Origin of the sequence: Arthrobacter sp. Leaf337 (assembly GCF_001423745.1) — a bacterium.
Taxonomy (GTDB): domain Bacteria; phylum Actinomycetota; class Actinomycetes; order Actinomycetales; family Micrococcaceae; genus Arthrobacter.
The window spans coordinates 230,506-245,182 of record NZ_LMPC01000012.1; the positions used below are offsets into that span (position 1 = coordinate 230,506).

16 protein-coding genes are annotated in these 14,677 nt (G+C 65.9%); 6 read left to right on the plus strand and 10 right to left on the minus strand.

All coding sequences use genetic code 11. The features are described 5' to 3' along the window. Nucleotides 1-14 precede the first annotated feature (14 nt). Genes ASF98_RS10190 through ASF98_RS10200 form a run of 3 tightly spaced genes read right to left on the minus strand, consistent with a single transcriptional unit; the run spans nucleotide 15 to nucleotide 1,486 of the window. Nucleotides 15-611 carry a DUF1990 family protein gene (locus ASF98_RS10190; RefSeq protein ID WP_082506790.1) on the minus strand — a complete coding sequence of 199 codons (597 nt, stop codon included), beginning with the start codon at nucleotides 609-611 and terminating at the stop codon, nucleotides 15-17. After that, nucleotides 608-1,018 carry an MmcQ/YjbR family DNA-binding protein gene (locus ASF98_RS10195; protein ID WP_055801069.1) on the minus strand — a complete coding sequence of 137 codons (411 nt, stop codon included), beginning with the start codon at nucleotides 1,016-1,018 and terminating at the stop codon, nucleotides 608-610. The genes ASF98_RS10190 and ASF98_RS10195 overlap by 4 nt, the downstream gene beginning before the upstream one ends. A 42-nt stretch (nucleotides 1,019-1,060) precedes the next feature. Next, entirely contained in the window at nucleotides 1,061-1,486 is a 426-nt protein-coding gene (locus ASF98_RS10200; RefSeq protein WP_055801072.1) for a CoA-binding protein, read from the minus strand. Nucleotides 1,487-1,790: 304 nt separating this feature from the next. On the opposite strand from ASF98_RS10200, the gene acs reads away from it, so the two are divergent. Genes acs through ASF98_RS10220 form a run of 4 tightly spaced genes read left to right on the plus strand, consistent with a single transcriptional unit; the run spans nucleotide 1,791 to nucleotide 6,976 of the window. Then, complete coding sequence (acs, locus tag ASF98_RS10205; protein ID WP_235505782.1) at nucleotides 1,791-3,923, plus strand: acetate--CoA ligase; 2,133 nt, start codon at nucleotides 1,791-1,793, stop codon at nucleotides 3,921-3,923. 10 nt (nucleotides 3,924-3,933) lie between these two features. Further along, nucleotides 3,934-5,142, plus strand: a complete 1,209-nt coding sequence (sfnG, locus tag ASF98_RS10210) for a dimethylsulfone monooxygenase SfnG (protein ID WP_055801075.1) — start codon at nucleotides 3,934-3,936, stop codon at nucleotides 5,140-5,142. Further along, the gene (locus ASF98_RS10215; RefSeq protein WP_055801077.1) at nucleotides 5,142-6,482 is read left to right on the plus strand and encodes an O-acetylhomoserine aminocarboxypropyltransferase/cysteine synthase family protein; all 1,341 of its coding nucleotides are present in this window, start codon (nucleotides 5,142-5,144) and stop codon (nucleotides 6,480-6,482) included. The genes sfnG and ASF98_RS10215 overlap by 1 nt, the downstream gene beginning before the upstream one ends. Then, complete coding sequence (locus tag ASF98_RS10220; protein ID WP_055801080.1) at nucleotides 6,479-6,976, plus strand: CoA-binding protein; 498 nt, start codon at nucleotides 6,479-6,481, stop codon at nucleotides 6,974-6,976. Before ASF98_RS10215 ends, ASF98_RS10220 begins: the two co-directional genes overlap by 4 nt. 23 nt (nucleotides 6,977-6,999) lie before the next feature. Here the strand turns inward: ASF98_RS10220 and ASF98_RS10225 are convergent, their stop codons facing one another. The 3 genes from ASF98_RS10225 to ASF98_RS10235 all read right to left on the minus strand — a co-directional run bounded on the left by ASF98_RS10225 (nucleotide 7,000) and on the right by ASF98_RS10235 (nucleotide 9,297). Continuing rightward, entirely contained in the window at nucleotides 7,000-7,839 is an 840-nt protein-coding gene (locus tag ASF98_RS10225; RefSeq protein ID WP_055801083.1) for a hypothetical protein, read from the minus strand. Then, nucleotides 7,836-8,390 (minus strand): RNA polymerase sigma factor, encoded by a 555-nt coding sequence (locus ASF98_RS10230; protein ID WP_055801086.1) that lies wholly within the window; start codon nucleotides 8,388-8,390, stop codon nucleotides 7,836-7,838. The genes ASF98_RS10225 and ASF98_RS10230 overlap by 4 nt, the downstream gene beginning before the upstream one ends. A gap of 445 nt (nucleotides 8,391-8,835) precedes the next feature. Next, the gene (locus ASF98_RS10235; RefSeq protein WP_235505788.1) at nucleotides 8,836-9,297 is read right to left on the minus strand and encodes an Hpt domain-containing protein; all 462 of its coding nucleotides are present in this window, start codon (nucleotides 9,295-9,297) and stop codon (nucleotides 8,836-8,838) included. A gap of 284 nt (nucleotides 9,298-9,581) precedes the next feature. Between ASF98_RS10235 and ASF98_RS10240 the strand changes: the two genes are divergently transcribed. Further along, nucleotides 9,582-9,773 (plus strand): hypothetical protein, encoded by a 192-nt coding sequence (locus ASF98_RS10240; protein ID WP_055801091.1) that lies wholly within the window; start codon nucleotides 9,582-9,584, stop codon nucleotides 9,771-9,773. 111 nt (nucleotides 9,774-9,884) lie between these two features. Here the strand turns inward: ASF98_RS10240 and ASF98_RS10245 are convergent, their stop codons facing one another. Then, a complete protein-coding gene (locus ASF98_RS10245; protein ID WP_028272254.1) occupies nucleotides 9,885-11,174 on the minus strand; it encodes an adenylosuccinate synthase in 1,290 nt (429 codons plus the stop codon). Between the two features lie 436 nt (nucleotides 11,175-11,610). Here ASF98_RS10245 and ASF98_RS10250 point away from each other — a divergent pair, with 436 nt between their 5' ends. After that, nucleotides 11,611-12,243, plus strand: coding sequence for a uracil-DNA glycosylase (locus tag ASF98_RS10250; RefSeq protein WP_028272255.1), 633 nt, complete (start codon nucleotides 11,611-11,613; stop codon nucleotides 12,241-12,243). Nucleotides 12,244-12,311: 68 nt separating this feature from the next. Here ASF98_RS10250 and ASF98_RS10255 read toward each other — a convergent pair whose 3' ends face one another. The 3 genes from ASF98_RS10255 to ASF98_RS10265 form a co-directional block, all read right to left on the minus strand. Continuing rightward, nucleotides 12,312-12,734 (minus strand): DUF3151 domain-containing protein, encoded by a 423-nt coding sequence (locus tag ASF98_RS10255; protein ID WP_055801094.1) that lies wholly within the window; start codon nucleotides 12,732-12,734, stop codon nucleotides 12,312-12,314. 2 nt (nucleotides 12,735-12,736) lie between these two features. Further along, nucleotides 12,737-13,756, minus strand: coding sequence for a class II fructose-bisphosphate aldolase (gene fbaA, locus ASF98_RS10260; protein ID WP_028272257.1), 1,020 nt, complete (start codon nucleotides 13,754-13,756; stop codon nucleotides 12,737-12,739). Between the two features lie 221 nt (nucleotides 13,757-13,977). After that, nucleotides 13,978-14,661 (minus strand): TrmH family RNA methyltransferase, encoded by a 684-nt coding sequence (locus tag ASF98_RS10265; protein ID WP_055801096.1) that lies wholly within the window; start codon nucleotides 14,659-14,661, stop codon nucleotides 13,978-13,980. Between the last annotated feature and the right edge of the window lie 16 nt (nucleotides 14,662-14,677).

Sequence of the window (14,677 nt, forward strand, 5' to 3'; positions counted from 1 at the left end):
CCACCTGCTCCTGCTCAGCTTTCACCTGCGGCCAGTTCGTGTGCACTCCCAATGTATCGGGAAGTGACATGCCTTTGTGCGCGGGCCGTGACGGCGCTGCCAGCGGCGTAAAACCAGTTCGACGGCCGGCTGAAAGCAGTGATCTTCAGGAACACCCGGCCCTGGCCGTCTAACTCCACCACAAAGGCTTCCTCGCCTTGGACCGGATGGCCGGGCAGGGTTCCGTAGCCGAAACCGGCGCTTTGCGGGCCCCCTCCGGGGACCGGGCGCCGCACCCACACCACCTCGCAGGGAGCGTTGATCCGGAAAGGCCCGACGCCGAATCCGCTCACCACGCGCGCGCCGGGCCTCACGGTGTCGGAGTCCGTGCGGACGCGCAGCCCGGACCGTTTCTGCAGCTGCCAGGCCAGGATTCCCTGGGCCACCCTCCGGTAGAGGGCCGGCCCCTCGCCGAGGTAGGCCTGCGTGACCACGCAGGGCATGCCGTCCGGCGGTCTGCCGTCTTCGGTGGACCCGATGCCGGGGTAATTCAGGCTGCCGCGGGCAAGCCTGCGGGAGCCGCGGCTCAGGCGGAGGCTGCCGGTCCGGCCCGCCCCGCGGTCACGCCTCATTCGGCTTCACCCCGGGCGAGCCCTGCCCATCCCAGCTGTTCGCGCTGTTTCCGGCTCAGCGTGGCCACCACCAGGTCGTAGGAGTCCTCCACCATGTCCCGGATCATGTCGTCCGGCAGTGATCCGTCCAGCCTGACCCCGTTCCAGTGGGTCTTGTTCATGTGCCAGGCACCGGTGATCTCAGGGTGGATCGCGCGCAGCTGTTCGGCCAGCGCCGGTTCGCATTTGAGGCTCACGGACCAGTCCGCCAGGTCCATGGCGGACGCAGCGAACATCTTGGCTTCGTGCCGCGCTCCGCCCGGCACCGCCGCGCGCACTTTAAAAACGGAGGTTTCAGGCCCAAACGGGAAGTCCTCGAAAGTGCCGGGAAAGCTCAGGCAGATATCGCGGAGGGTGGCAACGTCCATGGCACGAGCCTATCCGGACTCCCGGGGCATTAGGCAGGGGCGCTAGATGCCCACACGCCACCCTTCGCGGGCAGGGCACTCGTTGACCACCACGTCCAGTCCGGCTGCCTTGGCACGCTCTACGGCGGCGTCGTCGAACACGCCGAGCTGCAGCCACACCGACTTGGCACCCACGGCTATTGCCTGGTCGATGACAGCCCCCACTCTGTGGGAGTTCACGAAGCAGTCCACGACGTCGATCGGGTGCTTCTCCGCGGGGATGTCCGCAAGGGAGCGGTACCCCTTCTCGCCGTGGACGTCGTCGCCGGGAAGGTTGACCGGGATGATTTCCATGCCCATCCGGTCACGGATGTACAGGGAAACGTCATACGCCGAGCGCCATTCGTTGGTGGTCAGGCCCACCACCGCCCACGTGCCTTTGGTTCGCATGAGTCGGTCAATGACTGCCGGATCGTTAACATGGGCCATGCATCAACCTTACTCCTGCGGCAATTCCGGCATATCCCCGAATATATGAATGAATCAACCGAGCGCAGCTAAGCGATGAACGAATATTACAGCGCGAAAGCCGCAGATTTTGTGAAATCGTGCATCTCGGTTCTAGTTGGTAGTGACCATCCCGAGCGGCCGAGAGACCTGGATCGATGAAGCCGCAGCAACCCCCGGTGACGTGAGACGACCATTCCCACGGAACTGTTCCTTCTCTCTCGATGAATTTCGAAGGAGCCCAGGGAACTAAGGGTGCTACTGCCAGGACCGATGGAGTGCTGCAATGACCCCAGAGATTTCTTCCGCCCTGCCCACCCTTGCCCGGATTCCGTCCGAGGCAACCCCACAAACCACTTCGGACGCGACGGCGAACGAAGCAGGGCTGCGTGACGCGCCCGGCTCCTCTCGCGGCTCTTCGGGATGGTCCCTGACCGAGCCCACGGACGGCGCAGTGCACGGCGTCCCCATTGACGGACCGGCGCGTCACGGCAGTACCACCAACGTTGCATTCTGGGAAGAACAGGCCCTCCGCCTCGACTGGGCGGAGCCCTGGCACACCGCCCACCGGCGAGTTCCGGCAGACCTGGACGCCGGCACCGGCCCGGACATCACCTGGTTTGAAGGCGGCAAGCTCAACGTCGCCTACAACTGCGTGGACCGCCACGTCGCCGCCGGCCGCGGCGACAAAGTGGCCCTGCACTTCGAGGGCGAGCCCGGCGACCGCAGGGCCATCACCTACGCCGAACTGCAGCGCGAAGTGTCCAAGGCCGCCAACGCGCTCCTGGCCCTGGGCATCACCAAGGGCGACCGCGTGGTCATCTACCTTCCGGTCATCCCCGAAACCGTCATCATCACCCTCGCCGTGGCGCGCATCGGCGCCATCCATTCCCTGGTGTTCGGGGGTTTCTCCGCCGAGGCGCTGAAATTCCGCGTCGAGGACACCCGGGCCAAGCTCCTGGTCACCACGGACGGCCAGTTCCGCCGCGGTGTGGCCGTACCGGTCAAGGACAACGCGGACGCCGCGGTTGCCGGGGACAACGCCGTCGAGCACGTCCTGGTGGTCAACCGGACCACCCCTGCTGACCAGCTGGCAACCGTCCCTATGACCGCGGGCCGCGACGTGTGGTGGCACGACGCCGTCGGGCGGGCATCCGACGTGCACGAACCCGAAGCGTTCGACGCCGAGACCCCCCTCTTCATCATGTACACCTCCGGGACCACCGGTAAGCCCAAGGGCCTGGTGCACACCTCCGGCGGCTACCTGACGCAGGCGTCCTGGAGCTTCGAGCACCTGTTCAGCAACCCGGACCCGGCGCTCCGGGACCAGGATGTGCACTGGTGCACCGCCGACCTCGCCTGGGTCACGGCCCACACCTACGAGATCTACGGCCCGCTCTCCAACGGGGTCACCCAGGTGATCTTCGAAGGCACCCCCAACACTCCGCACCCCGGCCGGCACTTCGAGATCATCGAGCGCTACGGCGTGACCCAGTACTACACGGCACCCACCCTGGTCCGCTCGCTCATGGGCTGGTTCCCGGACGGCGTCCCGGACAGCTACGATCTCTCCTCCATCCGGATGCTCGGCACCGTGGGCGAAGCCGTGAACCCCGAGGCCTGGCGCTGGCTGCGCCGGAACGTCGGCGCCGGCACCGCCCCCATGGTGGACACCTGGTGGCAGTCCGAGACCGGCGCCACCATCCTCTCCCCAGCCCCGACGGACACCGAGTTCAAGCCCGGCTGCGCTGCCCGCCCGCTGCCGGGCGTCAGCACCCGGATCGTGGACGACGCCGGCAATACCGTGCCGCCGGGCGTCCAGGGCTTCATTGTGGTGGACTCCCCCGGCCCGGCCATTGCCCGCACCGTTTGGGGCAACCCGCAGCGCTACTTCGATTCGTACTGGCGCAAGTACGCCGGGCAGGGCTGGTTCCTCGCCGGGGACGGCGCCAAATACGACGACGACGGCGACATCTGGATCCTGGGGCGGGTGGACGACACCCTCAACGTCTCCGGCCACCTGCTGTCCACGATCGAAATCGAGTCCGCCCTCGTCTCCCACCCGGCCGTGGTGGAAGCGGGCGTCTGTCCGGTGGCGGATCCAAAGACGGGGCACGCGGTGGTGGCCTTTGTTGTCTTGAAGGGCGGGGTTTCCGGGGAAGTAGCTGCCGAGCTCCGCAACCACGTCGCCCAGGCGATCGGGCCGATCGCCAAGCCGCGCGACGTCGTCGTGGTTCCCGATGTGCCCAAGACCCGCAGCGGCAAGATCATGCGCCGGCTGCTCACCCAGCTTTTCGAGGGAACCACCCTCGGCGACACCACGTCCCTCCAGAACGAGCCGGCAATCGCCGGCATCCAGGATGCCCTGGCCGGCTACGCCGCCACCGTCCCGGCATCTCCCCTCAACGGACAGAAGTAAAGGAACCATCATGAACGACATCAGCAACGTTGCCCGTCTTTCCGAACCGCTCAAGTTCGCCTACTGGGTGCCGAACGTATCCGGCGGCCTGGTTGTCTCCACGATCGAGCAGCGCACCAGCTGGGACTTCGGCTACAACAAGAAGCTTGCACGGATCGCCGAGAACTCCGGCTTCGAATACGCACTGACGCAGACCCGCTACGCCGCCTCCTACGGCGCGGACAAGCAGCACGAGGCCACGTCCTTCAGCCTGGCGCTGCTGGCGGCCACGGAGCGGCTCAAGGTCATCTCGGCCGTCCACCCCGGCATGTGGCACCCCGGTGTGCTTGCCAAGTACATCATCACCGCGGACCACATCTCCAACGGCCGCGCCGCCGTCAACATCGTCTCCGGCTGGCTTAAGAACGAGTTCACCAACTTCGGCCTCGAATGGCTCGAGCACGACGAACGCTATGTCCGCACCGAGGAATTCATCAAGGTGCTCCGCGGCCTCTGGACCGAGCAGGAATACAGCCAGTCCGGCAAGTACTACAACATCACCGACTTCACCCTGAACCCGGCGCCGGTGGACGTTCCGGGCCGTGCGCACCCGGAGATCTTCTTCGGCGGCAACTCCACCGCGGCCCAGGCAACCGCCGGCCGTGTGGCGGACTGGTACTTCTCCAACGGCAAGGACCTGGAGGGCTTCAAGGAGAACATCGCCGGTGTTGTTGCAGCGTCCGGGGAGACCCGGCGCGGCACGTCCGGCCAGCTGGCCGCACCCCGCTTTGGCCTCAACGGCTTCGTCATCGCCCGCGATTCCGAAAAGGAAGCCCGCGACACCCTCCGCGAAATCGTGGAAAAGGCGCACAAGCCTGCAGTCCAAGGCTTCCGCGACGCGGTCCAGGAAGCCGGCGCGTCCACCAAGGACGGCAAGGGCATGTGGGCCGACTCGAGCTTCGAGGACCTGGTCCAGTACAACGACGGCTTCAAGACCCAGCTGATCGGCACCCCCGAGCAGATCGCGGAACGGATCGTGGAGTACAAGAAGATCGGCGTGAACCTGTTCCTCACCGGCTACCTGCACTTCCAGGAGGAAGTGGCCGCATTCGGCCAGGACATCCTGCCGATCGTCCGCGAACTCGAGGCGGACCTCGCCCGCAGGAACGGCACGGAACTGGACCTTTCCCAGACCCCGGTGGCAAACGCCGGCACTACCAGCAAGCTGGTGGACGCGTAATGGCCGACCGCAAGTTCGGCTTCCGCACCCGCGCCCTGCACGCCGGCGGCACGCCCGACGCCGAGCACGGCGCCCGGGCGGTCCCGATCTACCAGACCACGTCCTTCGTGTTCAAGGACACCCAGGACGCTGCCAACCTCTTCGCGCTGCAGAAGTACGGCAACATCTACTCGCGCATCGGCAACCCCACGGTGGCGGCGTTCGAAGAGCGCATAGCCTCGTTGGAGGGCGGCATCGGCGCTGTTGCGACGTCGTCGGGCATGGCTGCGGAATTCATCACTTTCGCCGCACTGACCCAGGCCGGCGACCACATCGTGGCGGCCTCCCAGCTGTACGGCGGAACGGTCACCCAGCTCGATGTCACGCTGCGCCGCTTCGGGGTGGACACCACATTCGTCCCCGGCACCGATCCGGCGGACTACGCCGCCGCGGTCCGGGACAACACCAAGGCGATCTTCGTGGAGGTGGTGGCCAACCCGTCGTCGGAAGTCCAAGACCTTGACGGGCTGGCAAAGGTAGCGCACGACGCCGGCATCCCCCTCGTGGTGGACGCCACCTTGAGCACGCCGTACCTCGTGCGGCCGATCGAACACGGGGCGGACATCGTGATCCACTCCGCCACCAAATTCCTGGGCGGACACGGCACCACGCTGGGCGGCGTAATCGTCGAAAGCGGCCGCTTCAACTGGGGCAACGGCAAGTTCCCCACCATGACCGAGCCCGTGGCGTCCTACGGCAACGTCTCCTGGTGGGGCAACTTCGGCGAGTACGGCTTCCTGACCAAGCTCCGCTGCGAGCAGCTGCGCGACATCGGTCCCGCGCTGTCACCGCAGTCCGCCTTCCAGCTGCTGCAGGGCGTGGAGACGCTTCCCCAGCGTCTGGACGAGCACCTGAAGAATGCCCAGGCCGTGGCCGAATGGCTCGAAGCGGACGAGCGGGTGGCATACGTGAACTTCTCCGGGCTGCCCTCGCACCCGCACTTTGAGCGGGCACAGAAGTACCTGCCCCTGGGTCCCGGCTCGGTGTTCTCCTTCGGCGTGAAGGGCGGACGGGCAGCGGGCCAGAAGTTCATCGAGTCCCTGCAACTGGCATCGCACCTGGCCAACGTGGGCGACTCGCGGACTCTCGTGATCCATCCCGGCTCCACCACCCACCAGCAGCTGAGCCCCGCCCAGCTCGAGTCCGCCGGCGTCCCCGAAGACCTCGTCCGCATCTCCGTGGGCCTCGAAGACATCGAGGACATCCTCTGGGACCTGGACCAGGCGCTGGATGCGGCGTCGGCCCTTGGTGCCGCCGAAACCGTCGCCGCCGATACCTGCACGATCGGAGCAATCGCATGAGCGCAGCAGAAACCAGGACCTGGGAAGGCCCTACTGCCCCGGAACGGCTGAACCTGCTCCGGCAGGCAAAGTCCATTGCCATTGTGGGCGCCTCGGACAAGCCGTCGCGGGCCAGCTACTTCGTGGCCACGTACCTGCAGTCCTCCACACGGTACAAGGTGTACTTCGTGAACCCCGTTGTTAAGGAGATCCTTGGCCAGCCTACCTACGCCTCCCTGGCCGACCTTCCCGAGAGCCCGGACATCGTGGATGTGTTCCGCAAGCACGACGACCTCCCGGGCGTCCTGGACGAGGCCGTCGCCGCGGGCGCCAAAACACTCTGGCTGCAGCTGGGCTCGTGGCACGAGGACGTGGCCAAGGAAGCCGAAGCCGCCGGGCTCGACGTCGTGATGGACCGGTGCGTCAAGATCGAGCACGCACGCTTCCACGGCGGACTCCACCTGGCCGGTTTCGACACGGGTGTTATTTCCTCTAAGCGGCAGGTACTGGCCTAAAGCCTGTAGAGCCCCTGGCGGTTTTACCGCAGCTTGCCGAGCCAGCGGCTGATTGGATCCAGGGAAGAGTCCAGTGCGGAGTCGAGCAGGCCCGTGCCGGACTTTTCGTTCTTCCGGCCGGACTCGCCGCGGACCTCACTGCCTTCCTCCGGAGCCGGAGCGGCTTGTTCGGAAAGCACGCCGGCCTCTTGCGCGGAGCCCTGACCGGACTGCCCCTCCGCTGAAGCGTCGCCCGTGCCTGCGCCGGCAGTTTCGGGGCCCGGCTGCCCTGCTTTGCCATGGCCGGAAGCCACGCCCGGAGCCCATTCCGGACGTTTGGCCGGCGGAAGCACGCGGGTATCCGGCGGTGTTGCCGCCGGCTGGCCATTGGCATGCTTCTGGGCCGCCGGGGGTGTCAGCGGTTCGGCTGCCCCGTGCGCGGTTGAAGGACTGTCCTGGTCAAGCCGCAGGAAGAGCGGTGAAACCCACCCCGCCGGCCCGTCCTGGTCCGTTGCGGCCGGGGCGAGGGGAAGCGTCCAGTCCGGGGCCCAGTCCGTGGTCAGCTGCTGCACGGACCAGAGGCCGGAGCCGTCTTCGGACACCTGGCCGGTGGCGGCAACACCCGTAACGCCGAGACCCATGCCGGCAAGGACTGCAAGGCCCACCACCGTTGGGCGGTATTGGCGCAGCCAACGCTTCCGGGTCAGTTCATCCCGTGGACCGGCCAGCATGGCCGCAAGCTCGGCCCCGGGAGCGGGAACCGGCATCTGCGCCAGCGAAGCGATGGACAGGAGGGCGGCCCTGAGTTCGGGCACGTCCGTGTGGCCGGCGTCGAGGAGAATCCGGTCAACGGTCCCACCAGAAAAGTCATCCCTGGTTGTCATGGCGCTACGTAGTCCTTTACGGCCGAGTGTTCACGGAGTCTGTCCAAAGCACGTCGCTGAAGCTGTTTGACGGCTCCGGCACTTTTCCCCATGATTTCGGCCACCTGCTCCACAGTAAGATCAGCGATGATCCGCAGGGTCAGCACCTCTTTTTGGTCCTCACCCAGGACCTCAAGCAGTTCAAGCACTTCCCCCGGCGCAACCAGCAGCATCGCCGCGGCTTCAGCCGAGGAGGATTCCCGCCGGTCAAACTCAGGTTCGAACGGTTGTTTCGGCGGTGTCCGGCTTTGCCTTCGGTGATCGTCAACCATCCGGGCATGGGCCACCGAGAACAGGAAAGTCCGAAGGCCGCTGGCTCCGCCGCTGATGGTATCTATCCGGGGCAGGACGGCCAGGAACACATCCTGCATGGTGGCCTCCGGGTCCTCGACGCCACGGGCGGTCAGGTATCCCAGTACCTGGGACGCATAGCTCCGGTAGACCAGATTGAACAACTCGCCATCTCGGCCCTTGAGGGCCCGCAAGGCATCGTCGGTCAGCGCTTCGGTCACGGACGTGGGCTTTCGTTCAAGGGAGATGGCTACATCATTGTATGGCCATCATGTGGCGGCTGTGGGTTGAACCCGCTCAACAACTTTACCCCGGGTAAAGAAGGGGAAAGCCCACAGAGGCCGCGCACTCCTGGGCAGGCGTCCCGCTGAACCGGCCCCGGACAAAAAAGTGCCGGGCCGGAAACATGATGGGGGACAGTTCCGGCCCGGCTCTCTTTTTGCAGTCAAGCGCCAGGTTCGAACCTGATGGGGGACAACTTCGAACCCGGCGCTTTCATAGTGGTAATCGTCACGGCACGGTCCAGGGTTACGCGGAATCCAAAAAACTTCAAAAAAGTTTTGAGCACCGTTCCGGGACCGGATCCGGCGCTGGCTCAGGGACCGGATCCGGGCATGGATCAGAGGGGGAACGGGCAACAATTTCCGGGAATTTCCGGGTTCGCTGTCAGCGGCCCGTCAGCAGCCGGGACAGGGCTGATGCCAGCTCGGCAGCATCCGGTCCGAGGCGCCGGCCGGTCTCGCGGGCCCGGTCCATCCGGCCGATGCGGAGATCGCTGTCGACGAGCAGGGCAACCAGCTCCAGCCGGGCTGCTCCGGCCATCGCGGCAGACGAGGCAAGGCTCTGGGCGGCCGCACTCGCGGCCTCAAGGTCTCCGCTGGCCAAGGCACCCGCCACATTGTTCACTCTGGAGGGCAACAGGACCAGGAAGAGGTTAAGGAATTCAAGGAGCCGGCTTTGGGAATGGATATCCCCGGCAAGCTCCTGCACGCGCGTGCGGTCCAGGACCGGTGCCCTGTTGATGCGGGCGCGGTACCGCCGCGGCCCCAGTTCGACCGTTGCGGTCCGGTCCGATTGCCCGGGCTCCGGAGCGGTCTTGTTCTTTCCTGACTTCACGCTGAGACCCATGACGTCCATCCCCTCCCGTTAGCAGTCCGACGATTTGCCTGTGGAAGCCCCACTCCCAGCACAGCGCCGGTGAGTCCAAGATAGGGAGGGAGGACAGTGGCGGTCACGAGTGGCCCCTACCCGAAACACACCCGCTACCACCTGCATCATGCGCACCACTACGTATCAGCCTCGTGGCCGGCGGCACGAGTACGGCGGCTCGTCCGGACAGGGGCAGGTTCCGATCCTGTAACGCTCCCGTGCCGGGGGTTACGGGCGGCGGGCGCGGGTGTCAGGATACCGGCATGAGCGAGGAAGTGATGGCCGTCCCTGCCGCCGGTCCGGCAGCGACCCCCAAACATGTGACCGGTTTGATGAATCCACTGGGTTCCGCCGCGACGCGGGCCATGCGCGAGCAGGCCCGACGCCGGCGGGATGCCGAAGCAAAACTGCAGCAGCACCTGCTTCAGATCCGCAACAAGCAGTCCGGCGCCTAGCCGGCACCGGCGTGCGCCGGCAACCGCGTGCGCCGGCACCCCGGTTAACGACGACGGCGGCGGGCCACCTTTCCAGGTGACCCGCCGCCGTCGAACATCTGTTCTGAATCGTTAGTCGTTGATCAAATCGTTGACCACGATGGTCTGGTCGCGGTCCGGGCCGACGCCGATGGCCGAGAATCGCGTGCCGGACAGCTTCTCGAGGGCCAGCACGTAGTTCTTGGCGTTCTCCGGAAGGTCCTCCAGGGTGCGCGCACCGGTGATGTCCTCGGTCCAGCCCTCGAAGTACTCGAAGATCGGCTTGGCGTGGTGGAACTCGGTCTGGGTCATGGGCATTTCGTCGTGCCGCACGCCGTCCACGTCGTAGGCCACGCAGACAGGGATCTGTTCGATGCCGGTGAGCACATCCAGCTTGGTGACGAAGTAGTCGGTGAAGCCGTTGACGCGCGAGGCGTGGCGTGCCAGGACGGCGTCGTACCAGCCGCAGCGGCGGGGGCGGCCGGTGTTGACGCCGAACTCGCCGCCGGTCTTCTGCAGGTACATGCCCATCTCATCGAACAGTTCCGTGGGGAACGGGCCGGCGCCCACACGCGTGGTGTACGCCTTGATGATGCCGATGGAGCGCGAGATCCGGGTGGGGCCGATGCCGGAGCCCACCGACGCGCCGCCGGCGGTCGGGTTCGAGGAGGTCACGAACGGGTAGGTGCCGTGGTCCACGTCCAGGAAGGTGGCCTGGCCGCCCTCCATGAGGACAACCTTGCCCTCGTCCAGTGCCTTGTTCAGGACGAAGGTGCTGTCGATGACCAGCGGGCGCAGACGTTCGGCGAAGGAGAGGAAATAGCTGACGATCTCTTCGACCTCGATGTCGCGGCGGTTGTAAACCTTGACGAGGAGTTCGTTCTTCTGGCGCAGTGACCCTTCCACCTTCTGGCGCAGGATGGACTCGTCAAAAACGTCCTGGACGCGGATGCCCAGGCGGGCCACCTTGTCCATGTACGCCGGGCCGATGCCGCGGCCGGTGGTGCCGATGGCCCGGCTGCCCAGGAACCGCTCGGTGACCTTGTCCAGCACCTGGTGGTACGGCGCCACGAGGTGGGCATTGGCGGAGACGCGGAGCTTGGAGGTGTCCGCGCCGCGGGCCTCCAGGCCGTCGATTTCCTGGAACAGGGCTTCGAGGTTCACCACACAGCCGTTGCCGATAATCGGAACCGCGTTCGGGCTCAGGATGCCGGCAGGAAGGAGCTTGAGCTCATACTTCTCACCGCCTACGACGACGGTGTGCCCGGCGTTGTTGCCGCCGTTCGGCTTGACCACGTAGTCCACGCGGCCGCCAAGCAGGTCAGTGGCTTTACCTTTGCCTTCGTCGCCCCACTGGGCTCCGACGATCACGATTGCTGGCATGGGATCCTCCCCCATTCGTTCGGGCTGGACCGCAGCCGGTTCACCGAAGTGACCGCCAGGGGACAGCGCCGTTCATGAGAATGCCCCGAATTCCACTGCCGCGCCTGTCCGGCCTACTGGCCGTCACGCGCAACGCAAGAGTTCCGGGGCTCTTACCACCCAAGTTTAGCCGATATGAGTGACAAGCACCGCTTTCGCCCGTTGGCGGAGCGGCTTCACACCGGGGCTGCCATCTGCGCCTGCTCCGGGGACGACAATGTGGCGAGATGCTACCGCCGCCCGGCATTTCGCTGGGCTTGATAGACTGGTAATGATCGATCAGGAATCGGTCCACTCACCACATTTTCAAACCACACCGTATATGGCGTGCCCGGTACTTGGCATGCCTTAATCCGGTCTGGCAGCGTCACCGATCCCGCAGGAGACACAGCAATACATGACAGCCCTGGCTACTGAATCATTCCGCGAGCAGCTTCTGAGCCGCCGTTACGAACCCAACGTCGCAGTTGTCAACGAGCTGTGCGACACCTTCCAGAGCCTCAAGCCGGACACCGTGGTCCCGTACGTGGACCCGATGCACGACGTCGACGAGTGCCGCATCATCAGCCTGTACTCCAACATCGGCACGGCCGATGAATCCGGTTTCATCACCGCCGGCGACAGCGAAGCTGCCACCCGCATGCTCGGCGTGCAGTGGAAGCTGGGCCTCCGCCCCGAATTCGTCATGCCCTGGAACGTGCACCCGTGGCACATCCCCGGCGAGCCCAACGGCAAGTTCACGCCTGACCAGATTTCGGCCGGCCTCAAGCCGCTGCTGAAGTTCCTTGCGCTGGTGCCCCGCGCCTCCGTCATCGTGGCCCACGGCACCGAGGCCAACCGCCTGGCCCAGCTGCTCCTGAAGACCGAAGTGCCGCTGCTCTGGCGCCGCGGCCTCAAGACCTACAAGGTCCGTTCACTCAGCGGCCGCGCATTCGCCGGCACCGAGGCCCGCCAGCAGCAGTACCTCGACGAAATGCACGTTGCGTACGCTGACGCCATGGCCCGCACCGGCCTGACCAAGGCGAACTAACTGCGCTGAACCAACAACGACGGCGGCTCCCCACCCGGAAAGGTGGGGAGCCGCCGTCGTATGTTCAGTTATTTGCCTTCGATGGCAGCCTTGGCGGCGGGATCGGAGTCATTGAGGAACTTCTCAATGCGTTCCGGTTCCTCGGCCTCGCCGATGGCCGACGATGCGCGGCCCAGGGCGTACAGGGCGCGCAGGAAGCCGCGGTTGGGCTCGTGCTCCCAGGGGATGGGTCCCACTCCGCGCCAGCCGTTGCGCCGCAGCGAATCCAAGCCCCGGTGGTAGCCCACGCGGGCGTAGGCGTAGGAGTCGACGGTCCGCCCCTCGTTCCAGGCTTCCTCGGCCAGGATGGCCCAGAGGAGCGAGGACGTGGGGTGCTTCGCCACAAGATCCAGTGCCTCCTGGCCGAGGGCCAAGTGCTGGTAGATCTCGGACTCCGCGGGCAGGAGCGTGGGCTCCGGGCCCATCAGGTTCCTGCGGAATTCGTCGGACATGGTTAGAACGTCTTTCCGGCCGAGCCGAGCTGCTTGGTGGCCTCAACCACGCGGGCGGCGAGCCCTGCTTCGGCGGAGGCGCCCCAGACGCGCGGGTCATAGGTCTTCTTGTTGCCGACCTCGCCGTCAACCTTCAGCACGCCGTCGTAGTTCTTGAACATGTGGTCCGCCACCGGACGCGTGTAGGCGTACTGGGTGTCGGTGTCGATGTTCATCTTGATGGTGCCGTAGGAAACGGCGTCCGCGATTTCCTGGTCCGAGGAGCCGGAGCCGCCGTGGAAGACCAGGTCGAACGGGCTGTCCTTGCCGATCTTCGCGCCGACCTGGGCCTGGATGTCCTTGAGGATCTCCGGGCGGAGCTTCACGCCACCGGGCTTGTACACCCCGTGCACGTTGCCGAAGGTCAGGGCGGTGATGTAGCGGCCGTTCTCGCCGGCGCCGAGGGCTTCGATGGTGGCCAGGGCGTCTTCCACCGTGGTGTACAGCTTCTCGTTGATCTCGTTTTCGACGCCGTCTTCCTCGCCGCCGACCGTGCCGATCTCCACCTCGAGGATCATCTTGGCGGCAGCGGTGCGCTCCAGCAGTTCACGGGCGATGCGCAGGTTTTCCTGCAGGGTCTCGGCGGAGCCGTCCCACATGTGCGAGTTGAAGATCGGGTTGCGTCCGGCCTTGACCTCGGCTTCGGAGGCGGCCAGCAGCGGCAGGACAAAGCCGTCCAGCTTGTCCTTGGGGCAGTGGTCGGTGTGCAGCGCAATGTTGACACCGTAGTTCTTGGCGACTTCGCGGGCGAACGCGGCGAAGCCCAGGGAGCCGGCAACCATGTCCTTGGTGGAGGCGCCGGACCAGTAGGCCGCACCGCCGGTGGAAACCTGGACGATGCCGTCGGACTCTGCCTCGGCGAAGCCGCGCAGGGCCGCGTTCAGCGTCTGCGAGGACGTGACGTTCACGGCCGGGAACGCGAAGCCGCCCGCCTTAGCGCGGTCGATCATCTCGGAGTAGATCTCTGGGGTTGCAATGGGCATGCTGACTCCTAAAGTGAATTTCGTCTACGGGTTGTGTTGACCCTGGAGTGGACCTCGTCGGCTAGCACCCATCCTAGCCATTTCTGCGAAGGGGCAGTGTTTCGGGTCACTGGCCGGGTAACACTTTGCGCCGGGCCCGCTGCGTCGAGGTGGCACTCCGCGGCAGTTTCAGGCCTTCCAACTGCCGCGATCTGTCATCTCTGGCGCCACCTCGGCGGGGACTAGACGGACTGGCTGAACACGTGCCGGCGGATCCAGGCGTGCATGGCGATGGCGGCCGCGGACGCCGCGTTGATGGACCGGGTGGAGCCGAACTGCTCGATCGACAGAGTGTCCAGGGCCGCTTCGTGGACCTCCGGAGTCAGGCCCGGACCTTCCTGGCCGAATACCAGGACGCAGTTCTTCGGGAGGTCGTAGGTTTCCAGCGGCACGGAATCGGGGAAGATGTCGATGCCGATAATCGCCAGGCCCTCCCCCTGCGCCCACGCCACGAAGTCCTCCACGGTGGGATGGTGGCGGACGTGCTGGTAGCGGTCGGTGACCATTGCCCCGCGGCGGTTCCACCGGCGTCGTCCGATGATGTGCACTTCCTTGGCGAGGAACGCGTTGGCGGTGCGCACCACGGTGCCGATGTTGAGGTCGTGCTGCCAGTTTTCGATCGCGATGTGGAAGTCGTGGCGTTTCGAATCCAGGTCCGCCACGATCGCCTCGTGCTTCCAGTAGCGGTACTTGTCCACCACATTGCGGCGGTCGCCGTCGGCGAGGAGGTCCGGGTCCCAGTGTTCCCCTACGGGAAGCTCGCCTTCCCAGGGCCCGACGCCGACCTCCGCCTTGGGCTCCGGTTCCCCGCCGGAGGGGGAATCAGGCGGGGAGGCGGGCGCTGTAGGGGTCTGGGGGTCAGTCACGCTTCAACTTTAGCCG